Annotated in this window: 5 protein-coding genes; all 5 read left to right on the top strand. The window is 70.8% G+C overall.

Features of this window, described 5'->3' with window-relative positions; all coding sequences use genetic code 11:
* The first annotated feature begins 4 nt into the window (after positions 1-4).
* From AC0699_RS19885 to AC0699_RS19905, 5 genes are read left to right on the top strand one after another with little or no spacing between them, the layout of a single operon-like run.
* Complete coding sequence (locus tag AC0699_RS19885) at positions 5-16,282, top strand: hypothetical protein (protein WP_478661833.1); 16,278 nt, start codon at positions 5-7, stop codon at positions 16,280-16,282.
* 11 nt (positions 16,283-16,293) lie between these two features.
* The gene (locus AC0699_RS19890; protein WP_478661836.1) at positions 16,294-16,530 is read left to right on the top strand and encodes a hypothetical protein; all 237 of its coding nucleotides are present in this window, start codon (positions 16,294-16,296) and stop codon (positions 16,528-16,530) included.
* Between the two features lie 47 nt (positions 16,531-16,577).
* Positions 16,578-17,189 (top strand): hypothetical protein, encoded by a 612-nt coding sequence (locus AC0699_RS19895; RefSeq protein WP_478661839.1) that lies wholly within the window; start codon positions 16,578-16,580, stop codon positions 17,187-17,189.
* Positions 17,190-17,200: 11 nt separating this feature from the next.
* Positions 17,201-17,413, top strand: coding sequence for a hypothetical protein (locus AC0699_RS19900; protein ID WP_478661842.1), 213 nt, complete (start codon positions 17,201-17,203; stop codon positions 17,411-17,413).
* Between the two features lie 60 nt (positions 17,414-17,473).
* Complete coding sequence (locus AC0699_RS19905) at positions 17,474-19,600, top strand: HK97 family phage prohead protease (protein WP_478661844.1); 2,127 nt, start codon at positions 17,474-17,476, stop codon at positions 19,598-19,600.
* Positions 19,601-19,835 lie beyond the last annotated feature (235 nt).

A 19,835-nucleotide genomic window follows, 5' to 3' on the forward strand; every position in this document is an offset into this window, starting at 1 on the left:
CGCCATGCTGAATCGCACCGCCATCTCGAACCGGCTGAGTCGCGCCCGTGAGACCAAGTCCGCGCGACGGCCATGGAACCCCGCCCTGCACCCTCGGGACTCGAAGGGCAGGTTCATCGAGACCGGCGGTGTCGCTCGGTTGTGGTCGGGGAAGCTCGCCCGCGTCGTCCGAGCCCTTCCACGCGACCGCGTCCTCGTGCAGGACCGTGCGGCCGATGGCACCTACACCGGGCGGCGACACAGCACCAGCGCCCGCTGGATCACGATGGTGGCCCGGCCCGATGGCAGCGCCCCCACCTCCAACCAGACGAAGGTCGAGGCCGAGGACGCCCGCCGCGAGCAGGACGAGAGGCGCGGCCTGGGTCTGTCCCGCGACGACCAGGGCGACCCGGACACCCCCGACAAGCCGCACGATGCTGATGACGAAGGCAACGACATCGGCGACGACGAAGGTGACGGCCCCGAGGGCGACGACCAGGACGAGCCCGAGGACGGGCACCACGACGTCGACACCGACGCCCTGCCGAACCGCAAGGCCCGCGCCGGAGCCCGTTACGAGGACACCGCCGCGGTGCGCCGGCACTTCCTCGACCTGGCTCAGCAGCCCGGCGCCAACGCTCCGGCCCTGCGCCGCCTCGCGGGCGACGAGGACCTGCAGATCACCCCGTCCGGCGGACTCGTCACCACCCGCGACGACGCCAACGGCCGCTGGTACCTGACCTCGACCGGCACCGGCGGCTACCTCGACGTCGGTGACTTCGCCACCCGCCAGGAAGCCGAAGGCGCGGCCGAGTACATCAACGAGCACGTCCGCAACGGGCACATCATGCCGGGCGAGTTCAACGAGCCGATCGACTTTTCTGATCCCAATATCGGCACCTGGTTCCGGACCTGGCGCTCCACCAAGGGCGAGGACGCCGAGCAGGCGATCCGCCGCGCCGTCCGAGACTTCCACGCCTCCCGCACGAACGACGTGCAGGCTCCGGCGCCCAAGCGGCAGCGCACTCAGAGCCGTGGACGGTTCACCACGCTCCAGCAGGTCCGCGACAACTGGACCCAGCGAGCCGAGGCTCTGCGCGCTTCTGGCAGTGAGCAGAACCGAAGCAGTGCCCGCGACCTGGACAGCCTCGTCAAGGAGCAGCGCCTCAAGCTCGTCGGTGCCGGCCAGTTCGTCGCCCGCCGTGAGGAGGGCGACTGGTACTTGTACGCGACGGCCACCGGACAGCGGATGCCGTGGTGGTTCGACCGCCAGGCGGACGCCAAGGGCTTCGCCGAGCACATCGTCGGCGCCCTCCAGGACAAGAACGGCAACGTCCTCGACTTCTCCGCGCCCGAGTTCGCCGAGAGCCGCCGCACGTGGCGCTCCGTCAAGGGCCGCGACTACATCCAGGAGTGGACGGCCGCCCGCGCCCTGTGGGACCAGGAGCACCCGCCCAAGCACAGCATCGCCACCGACCGGCTCGCCGAGACCCTGCGCCGCCGCCCCTTCGGCGATGAAGAGGACCAGGCCCCGAAGGCGGACACTCCTGCGGAGCCGACCTCCGCACCCGACATCCCGGAGCACGCGCAGGCAGGCGATCAGGACCAGGGCGCGCCGGAAGACGAGCCGGAGACCTCCTCCGAGCCCGAGGCCGCGCCGCAGTCGGAGGAGACCCCGGAGGCTGCGGCCGACGAACGGCCGGCAGGCGTGCCGGAGGACGCCGAACCCGTCGACGGCGTGCCCGGCTACTGGGCGACCTCCTGGAATCCGGGGCCGGTTACCGTGTACGGCCCGGACGGCGCGCGCATTGCCTCCGTCGTCGGTGGCTACAGCGATCGGCACGCCACGGTCGACGGCGTCTACGTGCCCATCGGCGGCAACGCGAACATCGCTGACCAGATCATCGCCCGCCACCACCTGGCCACCAGCCAGCCGGACCAGGCCGACCACGTGCACTTGGCGTGGACCACCCACAAGGGCAAGCGCATCCTCGCGGTGCGCGGCACCATCAAGAACGACGTCCGCGATGACCGCGCCGTCGGCGCCGCCGGAAAGCTGGCCTGGTCGCCGATGCAGAAGGCCCGAGTCACGGGCACCCAGTGGAAGCCGGAGACCCGCGACCGCAAGGCCTCCGACATCCTCGCCGCGTTCGTCCGGCAGGGCCGCAACGTGCGCGTCACCGACGAAGATCGCAACAACGCGGGCGCCCGAGAGGCGGAGCAGCTCGACGAGGACACCAAGAAGCTCCGAGCGATGCCCGAGGCGGACCTGCGCCAACACCGCGACAACCTCAAGATCCACGCCCAGGTCGCGACGACCCCGGCTCGCAAGCAGCGGGCGCGCGCCGCCCTGCAGAAGGTTGAAGCCGAACTCGACCGACGCCGCATCGCACAGAGCGACGAGACGAGCCGCGACGAGCCCCAGGCTCCGAAGCCGAGCCCGCAGGACCGCGCGGCCGCGATGAGCGACGACGACCTTGCCCAGGCCATCAGCCGCTCCGAGCGCGACCGCGGCACGTACGGCTCCCGCCGAGGCGAGCGCCTCACTGAGGACGAACGGGCTCTGTACGCCGACCGTCGCCGCCGTACCACCGAACGCGTCGACCAGGCCGGGAACCCGCAGAACCTGACCGATGAAGAACTCGCCGCGCACATCAAGGACTTGGAGTCGCGGGAGCGCACACACAAGCCGTCGGGCACGATCCACGGGGAAGAAGACCTTGCCCCGGAGCGGGATCTGTGGAACCAGGTGACCGAGCGCCTGGCCGACGCCGAGACTGAGCAGCAGACCCGCAAGCTCCGTGCCATCCAGCAGCGCCCCGCAGTCCAGGACCTCGACGACGACGCGTTGGAGAAGGAGTTCCTGCGCCTGCCCCACCGCCTGCGGCGCCTGAGCCCGGAGCAGAACGAGATCCTGTCCGCCCGCCGGGGCGCCGTGTATGAGGAGCGGCAGAACCGCAAGGCGAACGTCTACCGCAACGGCCCCGACCCGGCCGGGCTCAGCAACGGCGACCTGGACAACGCGTTCCGCGACCTCCACAAGAACCGGAACCTCGCCAGCGGACGAGAGAGGGAAGCTCTGGAGGAGCGGCTGAAGGCCCTCTTCGACGAGCAGAACCGCCGCGGCGCCGAGGGCCGGGAGCAGAAGGTCAACCGGGCAGACACCCGCGAGAACCCGCTCACCAGCTCCTACGGCATCTCCGTCCAGGTCGACGGAAACAGCTACGGCCAGGTCTCGTACCACGAGCACAACTCGCCCTACGCGGGCGGCCACAAGGCCGGGTGGAACGCGCAGCGCCAGCGCCACGGCGGCCACCTCGGCGCGTTCCCGAGCATGACCGAGGCCCTGGCCGCGCTCGTCGACAACTACGACAGCGACCCGGACACGGAGCCCGTGCGCCTGTACGGATCGGTGCGCCGCGTGTGGGTGCCGAAGATGTTCTTCGAGCTGTACCAGTCCTCCCGCCGCGCCGACTCCTTCTCGTCGGCGAGCAAGGAACGCCAGACCCTCTACGGCCTGTTTAAGGGCCACGGCTACGGCTGGTCGGACAGCACCAACCCGATCACAGGGAAGATCGGCAAGGGCGCGAACCTGGACGTGCCCGAGGGACTGCTCGCCGAGTTCCACCGCGTCACCGAGGAACTGTCCCGCGAGATGATGCTGCGGGCCTCCGATCGCGAACTGGACTCGTCGGACAGGTCGAAGGCCCGCTCCCGGCTGGCCTCCATCAACGCTGCGCTGCACGGGATCGACGCGCAGCGCACCGCAGTAAGTAGGGATGGCGGGGACGACGACCGCAAGGTCATCTCCCGCGAAGAGATCGAGGCGCAGCAGGCAGCCCTGCGCGCGGCATTGGGAACGGATGAAGGGGCTGATGGTGAGCATCTACAGCCAAGTGGCCAGGGATCACTGGACGCGGCACCGGCCGCGGGAGCTGGCGGAGATGACCGATCCGGAGACGTTCTTCCTGAACAAGGGCAGGGAGATCGAGACGGCGATTCTGGCGGCCGAGGAGGCGCTGGAGCAGACCGTGCCGGCGGCGACGGAGTACGAGGCTCGGGCGGGTCAGATCAAGCAGATCAGGGCGGACGCGACCGCGATGGTGTTGCGGGAGCTGTTGCCGGAGCCGGAGCCGGAGGCCGAGGAGACGCCGGAGCTCAGTCCGGAGATGCGGGATCTGCAGGCGCTGAAGGACGCGGTGTACGACATGTAGCACCGCGCTTCCGGCCGAACCCGGCCGACGCCGCCACCAAGGGGCCGATCCAGCGCGCCGCGGCGAACGTCGAGGCAATCCGCGTCCTGAAGCGGCTGGAGGCGGAGAACCGCCCAGCCACCGAGAAGGAGAAGGTCACCCTCGCCCGCTGGACCGGGTGGGGCTCGGTTCCGATCATGTTCGCGTCGGAGCCGAACGAGAAGGAGCCGCGCTACCAGCAGGGCGGCGCCCGGTACGGCAAGTTCGCGCAGGACCATGCTCGTTGGGCGGAGTATCGCGAGCTGCGCACCATGCTCTCCAACGAGCTGACGCCGCTGGAGTGGCAGCAGGCCCGGCGCGGCACGCTGTCGATGCACTACACGCCGCAGCCCATCGCCGAGGCGATGTGGGACGGCCTGAAGGCGCTCGGGTTTGAGCACGGAGACGTCCTCGAGGCGGGGTCCGGCTCCGGCACCTTCTTCGGCGTCTCCCCGGAGGGCGCCCGCCTCACTGGCATCGAACTGGACCCGACGACCGCACGGATCGCGAAGGCGATCTACCCGGACACCAACGTCCTGAACGAGAACTTCGCCGAGACCGACGCCCAGCCCGGAACATTCGACGCCAGCATCGGAAACGTCCCCTTCGCCTCGGTGCCGTTCGGCGACAAGCGGTACCCCGCCGAGTCCCTGCACAACGGGTTCATCACCAAGGAACTCGCGCTGACGCGACCGGGCGGCATCACCCTGCTCATCACCTCCCGGCACACCCTCGACTCCAAGAGCGACAAGGCCCGCCAGCAGATCGCCAAGTACGGCGACCTCATCGGCGCTGTCCGCCTGCCGTCCGGCGTCTTCAACGACGCCGGCACCAGCGTCGTCACCGACGTCCTCGTACTCCGTCGCCGCGCCGACGGTGACGAGCCGGGCGACACCTCGTGGCTGAATGCGCCCGAACGGAAGATCGGGAACGTTCGCGAGCACGTCAACGCCTACTTCACCGCGCACCCCGAGCACGTTCTCGGCGACCTGACAACCGAGTCGTCCCCGTACGGGCCACGCCGGACCGTCAAGGGCAACCCAGCCAAGGCCGCGGACCAGCTCCGGGACGCGTTGAAGGGCATCGCCCACAAGGCGAAGGCCGACGGCCGCAGCTACGAGCCGCACCCTGATGGGGACAACCGGACGCCCGTGTTCCTCCAGACCGCGCGGGAGAAGCACGCCAACGACTGGACCGGCCGCCTCTACGAAGGCGACGACGGCAAGCTCTACCAGCACGTCAACGGCGGCAACCCCGTCGCCGTCGAGCCGTCCGACGGCCGCGGTGACCAGCTCCGCGCCCTGATGCAGCTTCGTGACGTAGCGGCCGAACTGCGGGCGCTGGATCGCAAGAACGACGAGGACGAGCGCGCCGAGAAGCTGCGCGCCCAGCTCCGCGACCTGCACACCGCGTACGTCGAGCAGTACGGGCCGCTGTCCAAGCCGGGCCAGTTCCGCAGCATGAAGACGGGCACCCGTCCGGACGGGTCGGAGGAGCGCACGCCGACCGCGTGGGGCTACTTCCGCTCCGACCCGGACGCCGGATCGGTCCTCGCTTTGGAGCGGTGGGACGCCGACAAGCAGGAACCGATCCTGAGCCGCGTCTTCACCGAACGCGCTGCCGCCCGACGGCAGCCGCTCGACCGGACCGATGACCCGAAGACGGCCCTGTCCGCGGTCGTCGCCGCGACCGGCGAGGTGGACCTCGGCGAGATCGCCCGCCTGCTGAGCATGGACCCGCAGGATGCGGTCCGGGCGTTGGGCAGCGAGGTCTTCACCGACCCGTCCACCGGGCGCCTGGAGCTGGCCGGCGCCTACCTGTCCGGTCCTGTCCGCGACAAGCTGGCCGCCGCCCGCCGCGCCGCCGAGATGGACCCGGCGTTCGCCGTCAACGTCTCCGCGCTCGAAGCGGTGCAGCCCGCCGACCGCACGATCGGTGAGTTCACTCCGGAGATGGGCGCGCACTGGACGCCGCCTGAGCTGCTGCAAGGGTTCCTGCGCGAGTACCTGGGCGACAAGACGCTGCGCGTCGCGCACGACGACCGCTACGGCTGGATGCTCTACACGGGCAAGGTCCCGCAGGCCAACAACGTCATGTACGGCGTCGCGGCCGACGAGAAGAAGGGCACCCGCGGCAAGAACGCGGTCGAGATCGCCCGCGCGATCCTCGGCCACGGCTCGCTCACGATCTACCGCGACGACAAGCGTCGAGACGTCGATGAAGAAACGTCACGCCTGGTCCGGCAGAAGGCCGACCAGATGCGGTCGGAATTCGCGAAGTACGCCACGGCCAACGCCGACCGGCTCACGCGGCTGACCGACTCCTACAACAAGATCATGAACGGGCACGTCGTCCGTTCATACGACGGCATGAGCCCGTCCCTGGACGGCTTCACACCGGAACGCACCCCGCACGCCTGGCAGCTCTCCGGCGCAGCCCGAATGCAGTTCGAGCGGTCGGTGGTCCTCGCTCACGAAGTCGGGCTGGGCAAGACGTCCACGCTCGTCATGGGCACCCAGGCGCTCAAGGCGTCCGGGCAGATCGAGAAGCCGTACGCCGTCGTCCCCGACCACCTCGCGCAGCAGTGGTACGACGAGGCCCGGTTCCTGTACCCCAACGCCGAGATCTACCTGATCACAAGCGGGGACCTCGCCGACGGGCGCCGCGACAGCACACTCGAGTGGCTTCGCGCCAACAAGCCGGACCTGGTGATCTTCACGGAGCCCGCGTTCGGCTCGATCAAGATGTCGCCAGAGGCACAGGAAGAGTACGAGTTCCGCGAGCTGGAGGCTCTGCGGGAACAGCTCGACCGGCAGTACGAGGACGCGACCAACCCGGATCACCCGTTCATCGTCGCCAAGATCGAGCAGCGGATCGCGACGGTCCAGAACAAGATCAGCAAGAACGCGGCGCCGATGCGCACGCCGGGCCAGACGTACTGGGACGACCTCGGATTCGACTACGCCGTCATCGACGAGGCCCACCGGTACAAAGGCGTCGGCTTCCGCTCCCGTGAAGGCGGCGGCGACCCCGCATCGATCCGCGGCATCGACCTGCATCAGAAGCTCACCGACCTGCACCGTCGCCGCGCCGGCCGCGCCACCGTCACCCTGGCCACCGGCACGCCGCTGTCCAACTCGATCACCGAGCAGTTCACCATGCTCGCCCTTGCGGCCCCGTGGGTTCTGGACTCCTACAAGGCCGGGGCCCCGGACCTGTGGGCCGCGACGTTCGGCCGCAAGACCCTCCGCGTAGAGAACGCCCCCGACGGCTCGGGCCTGCGGATCGTCGAGCGGTTCGCCGAGTTCCACAACCGCCGTGCGATGAAGACGATGTGGGGCCTGGTCGCGGACACCAAGCGTGCTGACGACGTCGGTATCCCGCGCCCGAAGGTCGCGAACGGTGGCCCCAACCTGGTCATGGTCGACCCGACCAAGGACCAGACGGCCCGGCTGAAGGGGCTCGTCGCCCGCGGCCGCGCGATCCACAACGGCGACGTCGACCGCTCGCAGGACAACATGCTCGCCGTGTCCAACGAGGGCACGTCCGTCGCACTGGACCCGCGGCTCGTCGACGCCAAGGCCCCGGCGGGCAACAAGCTCGCCGCCGTCGCGACCAAGCACGTCGAGCGCTACCACCAGCACAAAGGCCGCGTCTACAAGACGTACTACGGCAGCACCGAGGACCACCCGGTTCCCGGCGCCCTCCAGATGATCTTTCTCAACGAGGGTGTGCCGGGCGGCAACAACCGCGGCAGCTTCGACGCGTACGCCGAGCTGAAGCGGCTCATGGTCGCAGGCGGCATCCCGGCAGAGAAGATCGCGTTCGTCCAGGACCACAAGAAGACGGGCAAGCCCGAGGAACTGGCCGAACTGTTCCGCAAGGCGCGCGACGGCGAGATAGCCGTGCTCATCGGCTCCAGCAGCGTCGCCGGTACCGGCATGAACGCCCAGAACCGCATGGTCAGCCTGACCCACGTCGACCTCGACTGGGGCGCCGCGCAGATGGAGCAGCGCAACGGCCGCATCCTGCGCTACGGCAACCAGAACGCGGAAGTCGAGATCGACATCTTCGCGACCAAGGGCTCCCTCGACGGCTGGAAGGCCGGGTTCGTCGCGTCCAAGGCGGAGGGGCTGGTCGACATCCAGCGCCCGGAGATGGCCGACAGCGACACCCGCGACACCGTCACCGAACTCGACGTCGACTACCCCGACTACGAGACGATGGAAGCCGAGATCGGCGGCAACCCCTACATGAGTCAGCTCATGAAGGCCCGCCGCCTCCTGCGTGACCTGGAGATCGACCAGCACAACGAGGCCGCTGAGCGCGTGCGCCGCCAAGAGACCCTGGCCGATCTGGATAAGGAACTCGCAGACACCCGCGCCAGCATCATCCGCCGCGAAGAAGCCCTTCCCCGCATCCGCGACGTCCGCGACGCCTTCGCCATGAACCTCGGCGGGCTGTCGTACGCGGAGCGCGGCGACGCAGCAGCCGCCCTTCATCGGCAGGTCACCACCCAGCTCCTGGAGCACGACCGCGACGGCATGGGCCCCTGGAAGGTCCTGGGTCAGTTCGGCGGCCTCGACGTTGGTGTACGTACCGAGCGGCGCGCGGACGGCAAGCTCGTCGCACACCTGGGCTTCCCCGACCTGGCCCGCTCCGACTTCGAGCGCGGCCCGGACGAGCTGAAGAAGCGGGGCGCCGGCTCGGGCATGATCACCCGGCTCACCAATGCCCTGGAGAAGGCGCCCGCCCTCCAGCAGGCCGACCGTGCGCGACTGCCCGAACTCGACGAGCAGATAGCCCTTCTGCAGTCCGCCCAGGCCGCCGCCGACCTCACTCCGCAGATCGAGCATGCGCGGGCCCGCGCCAACCTGCTGGACGACGTCGTCGGGCGGATCGCCGACCTCGACAAGTTGCCCGAGATCGACGAGAGCGAACTCGACAAGAAGCTGACCAAGGCCCAGCGCCGTCAGATCGTCGAGGATCGACACCAGGCCCGTATCCCGCTCCAGGCAGCCGTCGGCGCCGCCGTACTGACTCTGGAGACCTTCGACGAGAAGTTTCCCGAACCTGAGCGGGCCGAGAAGCCGGAGCTGCCGGGGAAGCAGGACGCCCCGGAGCAGGATCACGCCCGCCTCTCCGCCGAGGAGGTCTCCCAGACCCTGGACTCGCTCCGTGGCAGCGCCCCCGGCGACGACGGCGACCGCAACGTGCCGCAGACGCCCGCTAGTTCTGGCAGCGGCCAGGACACCGCGGGCACCAACGACGAGCGCCCGCCAGCCGACCGAGAGGCCGACACCACCCCGGAGACGACCGAGGTGTCGGACATGCCGGAGCAGGAAGACGCGGTCACCCTCGACCGCGATGAAGTCGCCCAGCAGCTCGACGCTATCCGCCCCGAGGGCACCAAGGCGCCGTCCGTCATGACCAACCAGGAGATCGCCGACGAGATCGTGGCCCTGATGGAGCGGGAGATGGCCGACGGCGAACTGACCGGCGCCGGCCGCACCCGGATGTCCGTCCTGGAAGCGGAGAAGGACCGCCGCGCCGGCCGTACTCCGAAGCCAGAGCCGAAGAAGCCCGCAACCGAGCCGGAAGGCGGCCTCTTCGACGTCGACGAACCGGAGCCGCAGGCCCCCGCCGTCGCCGACCCGAACAACCCCCTCGACCAGCCCGACGACGCCTTTGGCACGCCGGACATGTTCGCCGACCACGAGGGCCGCGACACCAGCGGCCTGCGCCCCGTCCAGATGCGCAGCCCCGAGGACCTGGCGCAGGGCGACCGTTACACCGACGCTGACGGCCGCACGCACAGGGTCGCCGATCCGCCGCGACACACCGGCCGAGGCCGCGTCAGGATCGTCACCGACGACGGGGAGGAGCGGTTCTACAACCGCGACGCCGAGCTCCGGCTTCGGTACCCGGACGAGGAGATCAACGGCCACGACGGGCAGACGGCGTCCGACCTCGGCGACGACGGGTCGGCTGACGAGCGCGACAGCAACACCCCCGCGCGGCACGACGACGACACCGAACCCAACCCGGAACTCAACCAGCCCGGCGAGGAGCCACAGGACGAGGACGAGCAGCCGGAGGACCAGGGCGACGACCAGCGGCGCCACCAAGACCGGGACACAAGCGCGGACGGCGCCGCTCCGGACGAAGCCCCCGAAGGCCCCGGTGGCGGACCCCAGGCCCCGGACGCCAACCGGGACCAGGACGACGTCCAAGCCGAGGAGCCGGACGCCCAAGGCGACGAAGACGACCCTGAGCGTCGTCGGCGCAGTCGCCGTCGCCGCAGTGACCGTGGCGGCAACGGCGCGGGCGGCCCCGGCGAAACGGGCAGCCCTGGCCTGCCCCGGCTCGACCTGCCCAACCTCCCCGACCTGTCGGCGACCGACAGCAGCGGCACTGACAGCGGCAGCGCGAAGCGCGACGGCGGCGCGCCCGACCGTACGCCGCCTCGCACCGTCGCCGACCTCCGCGACGCGTGGCGCCGCGGCGACCGGCTGACTGCAGAGGAGAACACCCCAGATCGACGCGCGTTCCTCGCGCAGCTCGGCGACAACCCGACGCTCACCCTGTCCTCCGGCGGCGGCCTGGTCTCCTGGACCGACGACACCGCCCCGGACGGGATGCGGCGCTGGCAGTTCGCGCAGGCCCGCAACGGTGGCCGCTTCGGCAAGATCACCCTGACCGCACGCACCGCTGACGACGCCCGAGACCTCGCCGACCTGTTCGAGATCACCACCGACACGAACGGGCAGCCGATCGACTGGCACCAGCCGCTCACCCCGGACGTCATCGCCCAGTGGCGCGACCGCCAAGGGCGCACGCTGCCCGGGGCCCTGCGTGCGATGCGGGACCTGTTCCAGGACGGCGACAAGCACGACAGTGACACCCCGCAGCCCAAGCCGGCCGCCACGCTCCCGGAGGACCTGACCGACCTGACCGACGACGACCTCGCCGCCGCGTGGGGACAGGGACTCTCCGAGACCGACCAGACGCGCGTCGCCCAGGAGATGGACCGGCGCGACAATGCCGACCAGCGTGTGCGGGATGCCATCCCGACCACGCCGGCCACCGACGCCGACGAAGTCCGGCGCCGCGGCGAGGCGATGGACGCTGCTCTCGGCTTCGGCACCACGGACGTCACCCGGCGCCCGCAGACCCGCGAGGAGCGCCTGCAGCGCGAGTTCCAGGACTTCGACGAGGCCCGCTACTCTGCCGCGATCGACGCCACCAACGGCTACTTCTTCAGCCGTGCGAGCCGTGGCCGTCCACCCGTCAGCGAGCGCGACCTATTCTCTGGCGGCTCCCTGTCCCGGTTCGGCCGGTGGCGGGACTACGCCAGCGAGGAACTGCTCGAATGGTTCGACAACAACGGCGGCCGCATCACGTACAACCAGTTCAAGCAGCAGCGCCGTACGCAGGACCGCATTGATCGCCAGGAGTACGAGGAGGAGCAGCGGCGCTCCGCGGCCGCCCCCGCTGCGCCCGGCACGGACACCATCACCCCGGCGCCCGGCATCGACGGCATCGACCTGCCGTCGTTCACCCTGGCCCCGGAGTCCGAGGGCGACGCCAACCGTCGCTTCGGCGGAGCCGCCCAGGTGCGCGCCCTCGCCGAGCGCGCCGACCTCCGCCCGGCTGCAGACGACGGCACGTTCGATGTGTGGATGGACGGCCGCCGCATCGGCACCGTCCGCAACGTGAACCGCCATGCGGACGACCGTGCCCCGATGTGGGACGCGACGCCGCTGCTCACGGTCAACCACGACCACAACAGCCGTTCCGCCAACCGGGACTTGGCCGTTGCCAATCTGGTCGTGCGGGCCGAGCGCAACCCCGCCGACACCGCGAACCCCAACCAGGACACTTGGGACGCGATCAAAGTGCACCTCGCGGGCCGCAACCCGGAGCTGCCCGAACTCCCTGACAGCTTCAACAACGACCCGACGGTCAAGGAGCGCTACGACCGGCTCGTTCACGTCGTCGAGGCGATCCGTTCGCAACAGTCGCCGAGCGGGAACCTGGCGCAGGACCTCGCGCACGCCCGCAACGAGTTCCAGTGGCTGCGCGGCGCCCTGTCCGCGGCCCGGGACAAGCGGCAGGACCGCGACGCGCTGAACGACCTTGAGCGACGATCCTTCTGGGCTGAGCGGCTGCGCGCCGGATTCGGCCAGGACGACGCGCACCGGGCCCCGGAGACGGCCGGTGACGAGCCGGACGGCGCGGCCCCGACCGCGCCCAACGCGGCCCCCAGCGGCGTACGGGAGCCATCCGCCGCCAACGCGGCGCCGAATGCCCCCGGCAACGCGCCGGAGCCGCGCACGGCGGGAGACCAGGCAGCCGACGGCGCCCAGGACACCCCGGACGCCCGCCTCGGCGACGCCGCCCCCGACGCCGGGACCGTCCCCGAGCCGAGCCGCAACGACTCGGAGCCCGCGCACACCAGCGGCAACGAGGCCCCCGTCCCGGATGCTGGCCCGGCCCCAGAGCCCCAACCGCAGCCGGAGCCGACGCCGACGCCGGAGAACACCGACGAGCCCACGGCCGAGCCCGAGCCCCGCCCGGAGCCCGAGCCCATCGGAGGTCAGCCCGCACACTGGGCGAGCGTGGACCAGCTCCAGCCCGGCGACATGGCGCGTATCGACGGTACGACCCGCAGGGGCCGGGCTGTGACGCGCGCCGGGTACGTCCTCGACGCCCCGGAGCGGGTGACCGTCACACGGCGGGGCCGGACGGAGGACATGTGGCGTACGACGATCGGCGAGAACCCCGACGGCCGCACCGGCAGCCGCGGCACCGTCTACACCCCGCTCAACTCCAGCGCCGCACGCGCCGAAGCCCCAGAGATCGCAGCCCCCGGCTCCCCGGCGAGCGGCGCCCAGGGCGACGTCCTCAGCGGCGACCTGCCGGACACCATCGCCACCGATACCCGCGGCCGTGGCCTGTTCCCCGGCAGCCACGTCACCGGCAGCGGCGACCGCGAAGGAACGGTCACCGGGGTCACCGACACCACCGTCTCCGTGCGGTGGACGAACGGAGACACCGACAACGGCGTCGCACCCACCTCCCTCGCAGCGGACGACACCACCGACCATCGCGCTGCGGGCTGGACCTCCAGCGGCCAGCGGGTCCGGCCCGGCCACGTCGTCGCCGACGAGAACGGTGCGCTCCTCGGCCCGGTCGACGAGGCTGACGGCGACCGCATCACGGTCACCACCTCCGAGGGCAAGATCACCCGCGACGCCGCTAACCTCCGCGTCGTCGGGGAAGTCCGCGACGACGCTCCAGAGACCGCTCCCATCACCGGTATCAGCGAGTCGACCGCCGACGAAATCGCCAAGGGCGACATCATCGTCCTCGACCTCGACAGCACCCCGGCCACCGTGGAGATCCAGGACAAGAACCGCGACGGCGACCGCGTCACCCTCGACTATGTCGACACCACCACGGGCGAGTTGGGCTCCATCGACATGGACGCCACTGCCATCGTCCACAAGGCCGACGGGCCGGGTGGCGCTGCACCGGACCTTGGCCCGGACAACGCGCCGGCGGCCGATGACGACCTGACGGTGCACGAGCCGCTGCCTGCCCTCGACCCGGTCACTGGCCCGACGGTCGACCCGGACCTCACCCCGGCTGACCGCGATGCCATCGCCGACAACGGCAGCAGCCCCGAGGACGACCCCGAGGCTCAGCAGGCCGCTTCCCGGATCGGAGCCGACCTCCCCATCACACCGGAACAGGCCGCCGCGCTCGCCGCCCAGCTCCGGGCGAACGCCGACCCGAGCACCTCCGAGGGGCGGGCCGCGACGCGCGCCGCCAGCCACCTCGACCACGCCGCCGGCCGTCCCGCACCGGAAAGGCTCGACCGGCCCCGCCCGTCCAACGCCGCCCAGATCAGCGAGGGCGACGTCATCGCCATGCCCGACGAGCGCAGGGGCGACGAGGTGCACGTCTACCGCGTCATCGACGTGGAGGAAGGGCCCGGCGGCGTGCGCAGCCTGCTCCTGGAGGACGAGAACCGGCAGTGGCGGCGGCGCCTTGTCCACTCCGCCATGCCGGTGTGGCAGCTCCCCGAGCCCGCCCCGGACTCCAACAATGTCGCGCCTACGGCGGCCGCCCCCGCCCCGCGCGACCCCAACCCGCCGCTCACCTCGGCGCGGCGCCAGATCCTCTCCGACCACAGCCGTACGGTGGCCCTGCGCATCATCGACGAGGCAGTGGCGGGGACCGAGCCGCCGGGCGACATCCACGCGCTGCGCGAACAGATCGCCCAGCACCTGACTCCCGAGGCTCTGCAAGACGCCCGCAACGCTGCACGGCAGGACGCGAACGCGGCCCTGAATGCCGCGGGCATCACCGGTCGTGACCGCGTCGCCGTCCAGCAAGCCCTGCGCCGGGCCCGCGAGAAGGCCCACGAGCGGACCGTCCGGGCCGCATTGCGCACAATCAACGACCTCGAACCTCTGCCCGGCGAGCCCGATGAGGACCTGGCTCAGCGCGCGGCCGGTCTCCTGCGACTCATCCCCGCCCAGATCAGCGCCCCATCCCCGTCCCGGCGCCATACCGCAGCGTCCGTGCCAAGCAACCGCACCGCGTCGGACGGCGACGGGACTGCGGACGCCACCGGACACGTTGACGACGCGGTGACCGCGCTCCTGCGGCAGCTCGAAGAGGCCGGGGTCGACCCGGCCGACCTCGACGCGGTCACCCGGCTCCTGACCAGGCAGCTTGACGGGACGAGGCAGGCCACCGCCCAGCGGATCGTCCGCCGCCTCGCCCCAGCCACACCGGACAACGGTGGGCAGCCCGGTCTCCTCGCCCGCGTGATCGCCCTGCTTGGGCGGATGGGCCGTCGCCTCATCGAGCTGGTGAAGGCCGCCGCGCGGAAGATCGCCGAGCTGTGGCGCAACAGCCGTGACCGGCTCTCCCGGCTGCGGTCGTTCCTGCGGCGCCTGGTACGTCGGGTGCGTGACTGGCCGGAGTCCCGCCGCTTGGCACGGCTGAACGCCGCGCTGGACCTCCCGGACGTTGAAGGCGAGTCGCTGGACGTGCGGGTGTCCCAGTGGGCGGGCCTCCTGCCCGAACGGGGGCGCTTCGGTCAGGCTTCCCGCCGCGTCTCCTGGTGGGCTCCCACGACGTGGGCGCAGCTCGCCGCGGGCAGGCTCCCCGGCCGCTCCACCGGTACCCGTTGGGTGCCGGACCGTGCCTCCGACGGCGGGCCGGGCCTCACGGCGCTGCGGCACATGGCCGCCCTGCGTGCCGTCGGCGCCGACGTCGACCAGGACGTGACCCGGCGTCTTGCCGCCGCGCTCGGCGACGACTTCGGCGGCGACCCGCACGGTGCTCTCCAGCACGCAGACGACTACGTGGCCGCCACGGAGCGCCGCCTGCTCAACCTCCAGGCCGCCCGGACCGGCAGCACCATCCAGGACCCGGACGTCGACGTGGAGATCGCCGCCGCCCGCATGGAGGCAGCGACCGCCCGCCGCGAGTGGGAGGAGCTGCGCAGCCGGTACGCCGCCGCGGTGCCCGACGCCGTTGCCGCGGCCCTGGCTGACATCCGCGACCTCGGTCCCCAGGGCAACGCAGGCATCGTGTTCGGCTCGGACAGCACCCCTGATGCCGAGCGCGCCATCCGCGACGTGCAGCGCCTCATACCCAGGGACTGGCTGGCCGCCCCGGAAGGACGCCGCCTCACCGTCGTCGACGGCGACACCGGCCGCTACGAACCCGACGCGCGACGTGCCACAGTTGCCGACCTCGGCGACGCAGGGGTAGGCACGGCCGCGCACGTCCTGGCGCAGCACCTGGCCGGGCAGCTGCCGGACCTGGACGCAGCGCAGACGGCGTTCTGGTTCACACGGACACACACCGGCCGACCCGGCGCGCGCACGCTCGACCGCACCGCTCTGGGGCGCCTGCTGGCCCAGCAGCAGACGCAGACGGGCACGGGTGACAGCCTCGCCCGTTCCCTGCAAGCCATGTTCACCGGTGACTGGTACCTGGACGACGACTTGAGGTCGTTCCTCCTCGGCCTGCTCGCCACCCGATGAAGGAGAAGACGATGCCGCACACCGTCACTGGCCGGTTCAACGACGGCTCCGCCTACCAGGTGCAGATCACCGGGGATGCGGACCGGCCGGTGGTCGGCTCTGCCCGAGCCGCGGCGCTCGTCGACCTACACAGGGGCGAGTCAATCCCGCTGACGCCCGTGGGCCCGCTGCGCACGGTGGCCGGAGACGATACGGAGGCCGTACGCGCTGTGCTCCGGCGGTACACCGACGTACTCGAGAACCACTGAGCGGCAGCGCGGGACACTAGACGCTCGGCTCCCCCACCCTGCGCGGCGTGACCAGATACGGATTCGCCATCAAGGCGCTTCCCAAGGGCAACAAGCCCTTCGGGGACGACGAAGACCAGGACCAGGAGCAGGACGTTCCCGCCGATGACGACGCCGACGCCGGCACGCCGCCGAACAGGGTCGAGCAGGACGCGGATTCTGGGGACGGCCCCGGCGAGGACGACCCGGACCCGGCCACCGAGGAGACATCAGAGGAGGAGTCGAGCCCGGAGGACGAGGCGTCTCCGGCCGACGGCGCCGAGCCTGCGGAGGGAGAAGCCGCCCCTGGATCGGCGCCCGCGCCGGACGACGACTCACGGCCGTGGTCGGGCGATATGTACGACGAGGGCGACGAGACAGACCCTTCGGCTGCATTCGCCGCATACAAGGGCACCAACGGCGAAGAGGCATGGCTCGACCAGGCTCCGGACGGCACACTGACCGGGTGGGTCCGTGACGCCACCGGCCAGGTCTGGCGCTACACCGACCCGGACGTGTGGGCCATCGACGTCGACGACGCACAGATGACCCGGACCCACAGCCAGGCCGGCGGCGAGAGCAGCGGCACCGCGGCCCCCGACCACGGTGGGCAAGACCCGCTGTTCCCGCCGAAGAGTTAGGAGCCGCAACGGTGGAGCTGAACCGCCAGACGTATCTGGCGCTGCTCAACGAGGGGAAGGCCGCGTTCACGGCAGGAGACCCCGCCGACGCCTGCCCCTACGACCAGTACAGCGCCGACCAGGAGCAGCAGTTCGGCGCCCGCTACTGGACTCAGGGCTGGACCGCCGCACGCACGGCCGCGGAGTCGAAGGACTCCGAAGCGGAGATCAGCGCAGGACAGTAAGAGGGCGAGCACGGCACGGTCTCCGGCGGCCAACTATCCACCCGCCGGAGGTTCCTCGCCGTGCCGACCGCCCCCACGTCCCGAGCCCCTGCGCCCCGAAAAGGCATCTGCAGGGCGATCTTCGCCGTCACAGGCGTAGTCGATGAAGTCGCGGACCTGATCGTCCCCGGCGCGTTCGCCCACACCCTGGCAACTAGACCCGTGAAAACGGTCTGGCACCACGAATGGAAAGAGCCCATCGGCGTCGTCCTGGAGATCGCCGAATGGCAGCCCGGCGACCCGCGGCTCGCCGACATCCCGAACTGGCCCGCCGAAGCCGGGGCGCTCGTCGCAACCATCCAGTTCAACTTGCGCACGTCGAAGGGCCGCGACGTGTACGAGCAGGTGCGGCAGTGGCACATCCACGACGAAGCCCAATTCTCCATCGGCTACCGCGTCCCGCCGAGCGGCGCAACGAAGCGATCCGACGGCGTCCGCGTGATCCACAAGCTCGACCTGTACGAGGTCTCCCCGGTCCTGCACGGCGCGCACCCCATGACCCGCTCGTTGGAGGTCAAGGCCGACCCCGGATCGGTCGAGCTGGAGCACAAGACCACCGCATCCAGCGGCCACATCGACGTCAAGGCCGCCGAGCAGCAGGTGGGCCGGGGCGCCATGGTCGCGCTCTGCCTACCCGCCGACATCGCCACGAAGATCGCCCACCGCGAAGGCACCGATCCGCGTGACCTGCATATCACCCTGGCCTACCTCGGCGACGCCGAACAACTTCCCGGCCACCCTGACGATCTCGCCGGGATCGTGGCCACCGCGCTCGACGGCGCTGAACCGCTCGCAGGAAAGATCGGCGGCATCGGACGGTTCCCCAACAGCGGAGATGGCGAACCGGTTTTCGTGCCCGTCGACGTGCCCGGCTTGAGCGAACTCCGCGAACGGATCGTGGGCGCGCTTGCCGTGTCCCCACTTGCCGAAGCGTTGCGCACCGACCACGGGTTCACCCCGCACGTCACCCTCGGCTATGCCCTGCCCGCCGATCTCCCGGCCGTGCCGCCCATCCCCGTCGGCTTCGACACTGTGCATGTCGTGCGTGGCACGGACGCCACCCCCATCCGTCTCACCGGCCCGGCCGCTGATGACAGTCCGGCCCCCGCAACCGACCTCCGCCCTTCAGAAACGGCCAATCATGGAATGCGCGCCAGCATCGAGGCGAAGACCGCCCGCGCGGCCGTCCTCGAAGCGAAGGCCACGGGCGGCCTGGACAAGAACCGCGGCGACGCCGAGCAACTCCGCCACTGGTACGTCCGCGGCGAAGGAGCCGCCCAGATCGCCTGGGGCAGCCCCGGAGACTTCGACCGCTGCGTGTCGACCGCCGGGCGCCACATGAGCCCCAGCAAGGCCAAGGGCTACTGCAACCTTCGGCACCGCGACGCCACCGGCGTCTACCCCGCCACCCATGCCGCCGAGAGCAAGAGCGCTCGCGCCGCCGTCCTCGAAGCCAAGTCCCGCATCATCCCAGGAGCCACCGTGTCGCCGATCCAGCTGCTGCCCGCGTCGTACGAGGAGATCCGAGACCGAGTCGGCGCCGCCGTCCGCCGCCTGCTCGCCGCCGAAGACGGCAATTGGACGTGCGTCGAAGCCACCTACCCCGACCGCGTCATCGTGTCCGTCCACCAAGACGGAGACGAACCCGCCACGTACGCCGTGCCGTACGACAGCACTGGCCCCGAGATATCCCTGGGCACCCCCGAGCCTGTCGAGCTGACCACAGTGGTCATCCCCGACCAGGGGCCGGCACGAGCCGCCGACAGCAGCGAGACCACGGACAGCCTCGTCGTCCGGCCGACCATGCGCGCCCTCACCGACGCCACCGCCCGCATCCAGTCGGCTTCCAACGCCGAACAGCTTGAGCCCGTGCGCGCCAATGTCGGCGAACTCCTCGCCGCGCTCTCCTCCAAGGGCCTCGACATCGACCCCGACGACGAAGAGGGCCAGAAGCAGCGGGCGACCGTGTCCTCCCCGATGGCAGGCAGCGGCATCGACCTGTGGGACGACGACCCGTACGACGAACCCCACGACCGCGCGCCCGTCGACGCCGCGATCGACGAACCGGAGACCGACGAGGAGGACGGGGACGCCGTCCGACTCGACGCCGACGAGGTGAAGGCCCAACTCGCCGCGATCCAGGGGTAGCCCCTGCGACTCAGCTCCCACCGCCCTACAGCCCACCCTCAGCCGCTACCGCGTCGAACACAACAAAACAGCAGGTCAGAGCCCATGTGCTGCCGTCCCCCGACTGGTGGGGAACGGCAGCACGCGACGTTAACCACCCCCGCTCTCTCAAATGCCCCGCGTTGTCGGGTCGTCCCGGTGCTGGCCGGGCGAGCGACGCAGCACGTCAACCGCACCCAGCATCAGGGAGAGAGCA

The organism is Streptomyces sp. NPDC043870 (assembly GCF_056435785.1).

What these genes read in the sequence shown, in the direction of transcription:
- AC0699_RS19890 (WP_478661836.1), top strand. Translation starts at nt 16,294, where the DNA reads ATGCCGCACACCGTCACTGGCCGGTTCAACGACGGCTCCGCCTACCAG.
- AC0699_RS19885 (WP_478661833.1), top strand. Translation starts at nt 5, where the DNA reads ATGCTGAATCGCACCGCCATCTCGAACCGGCTGAGTCGCGCCCGTGAG.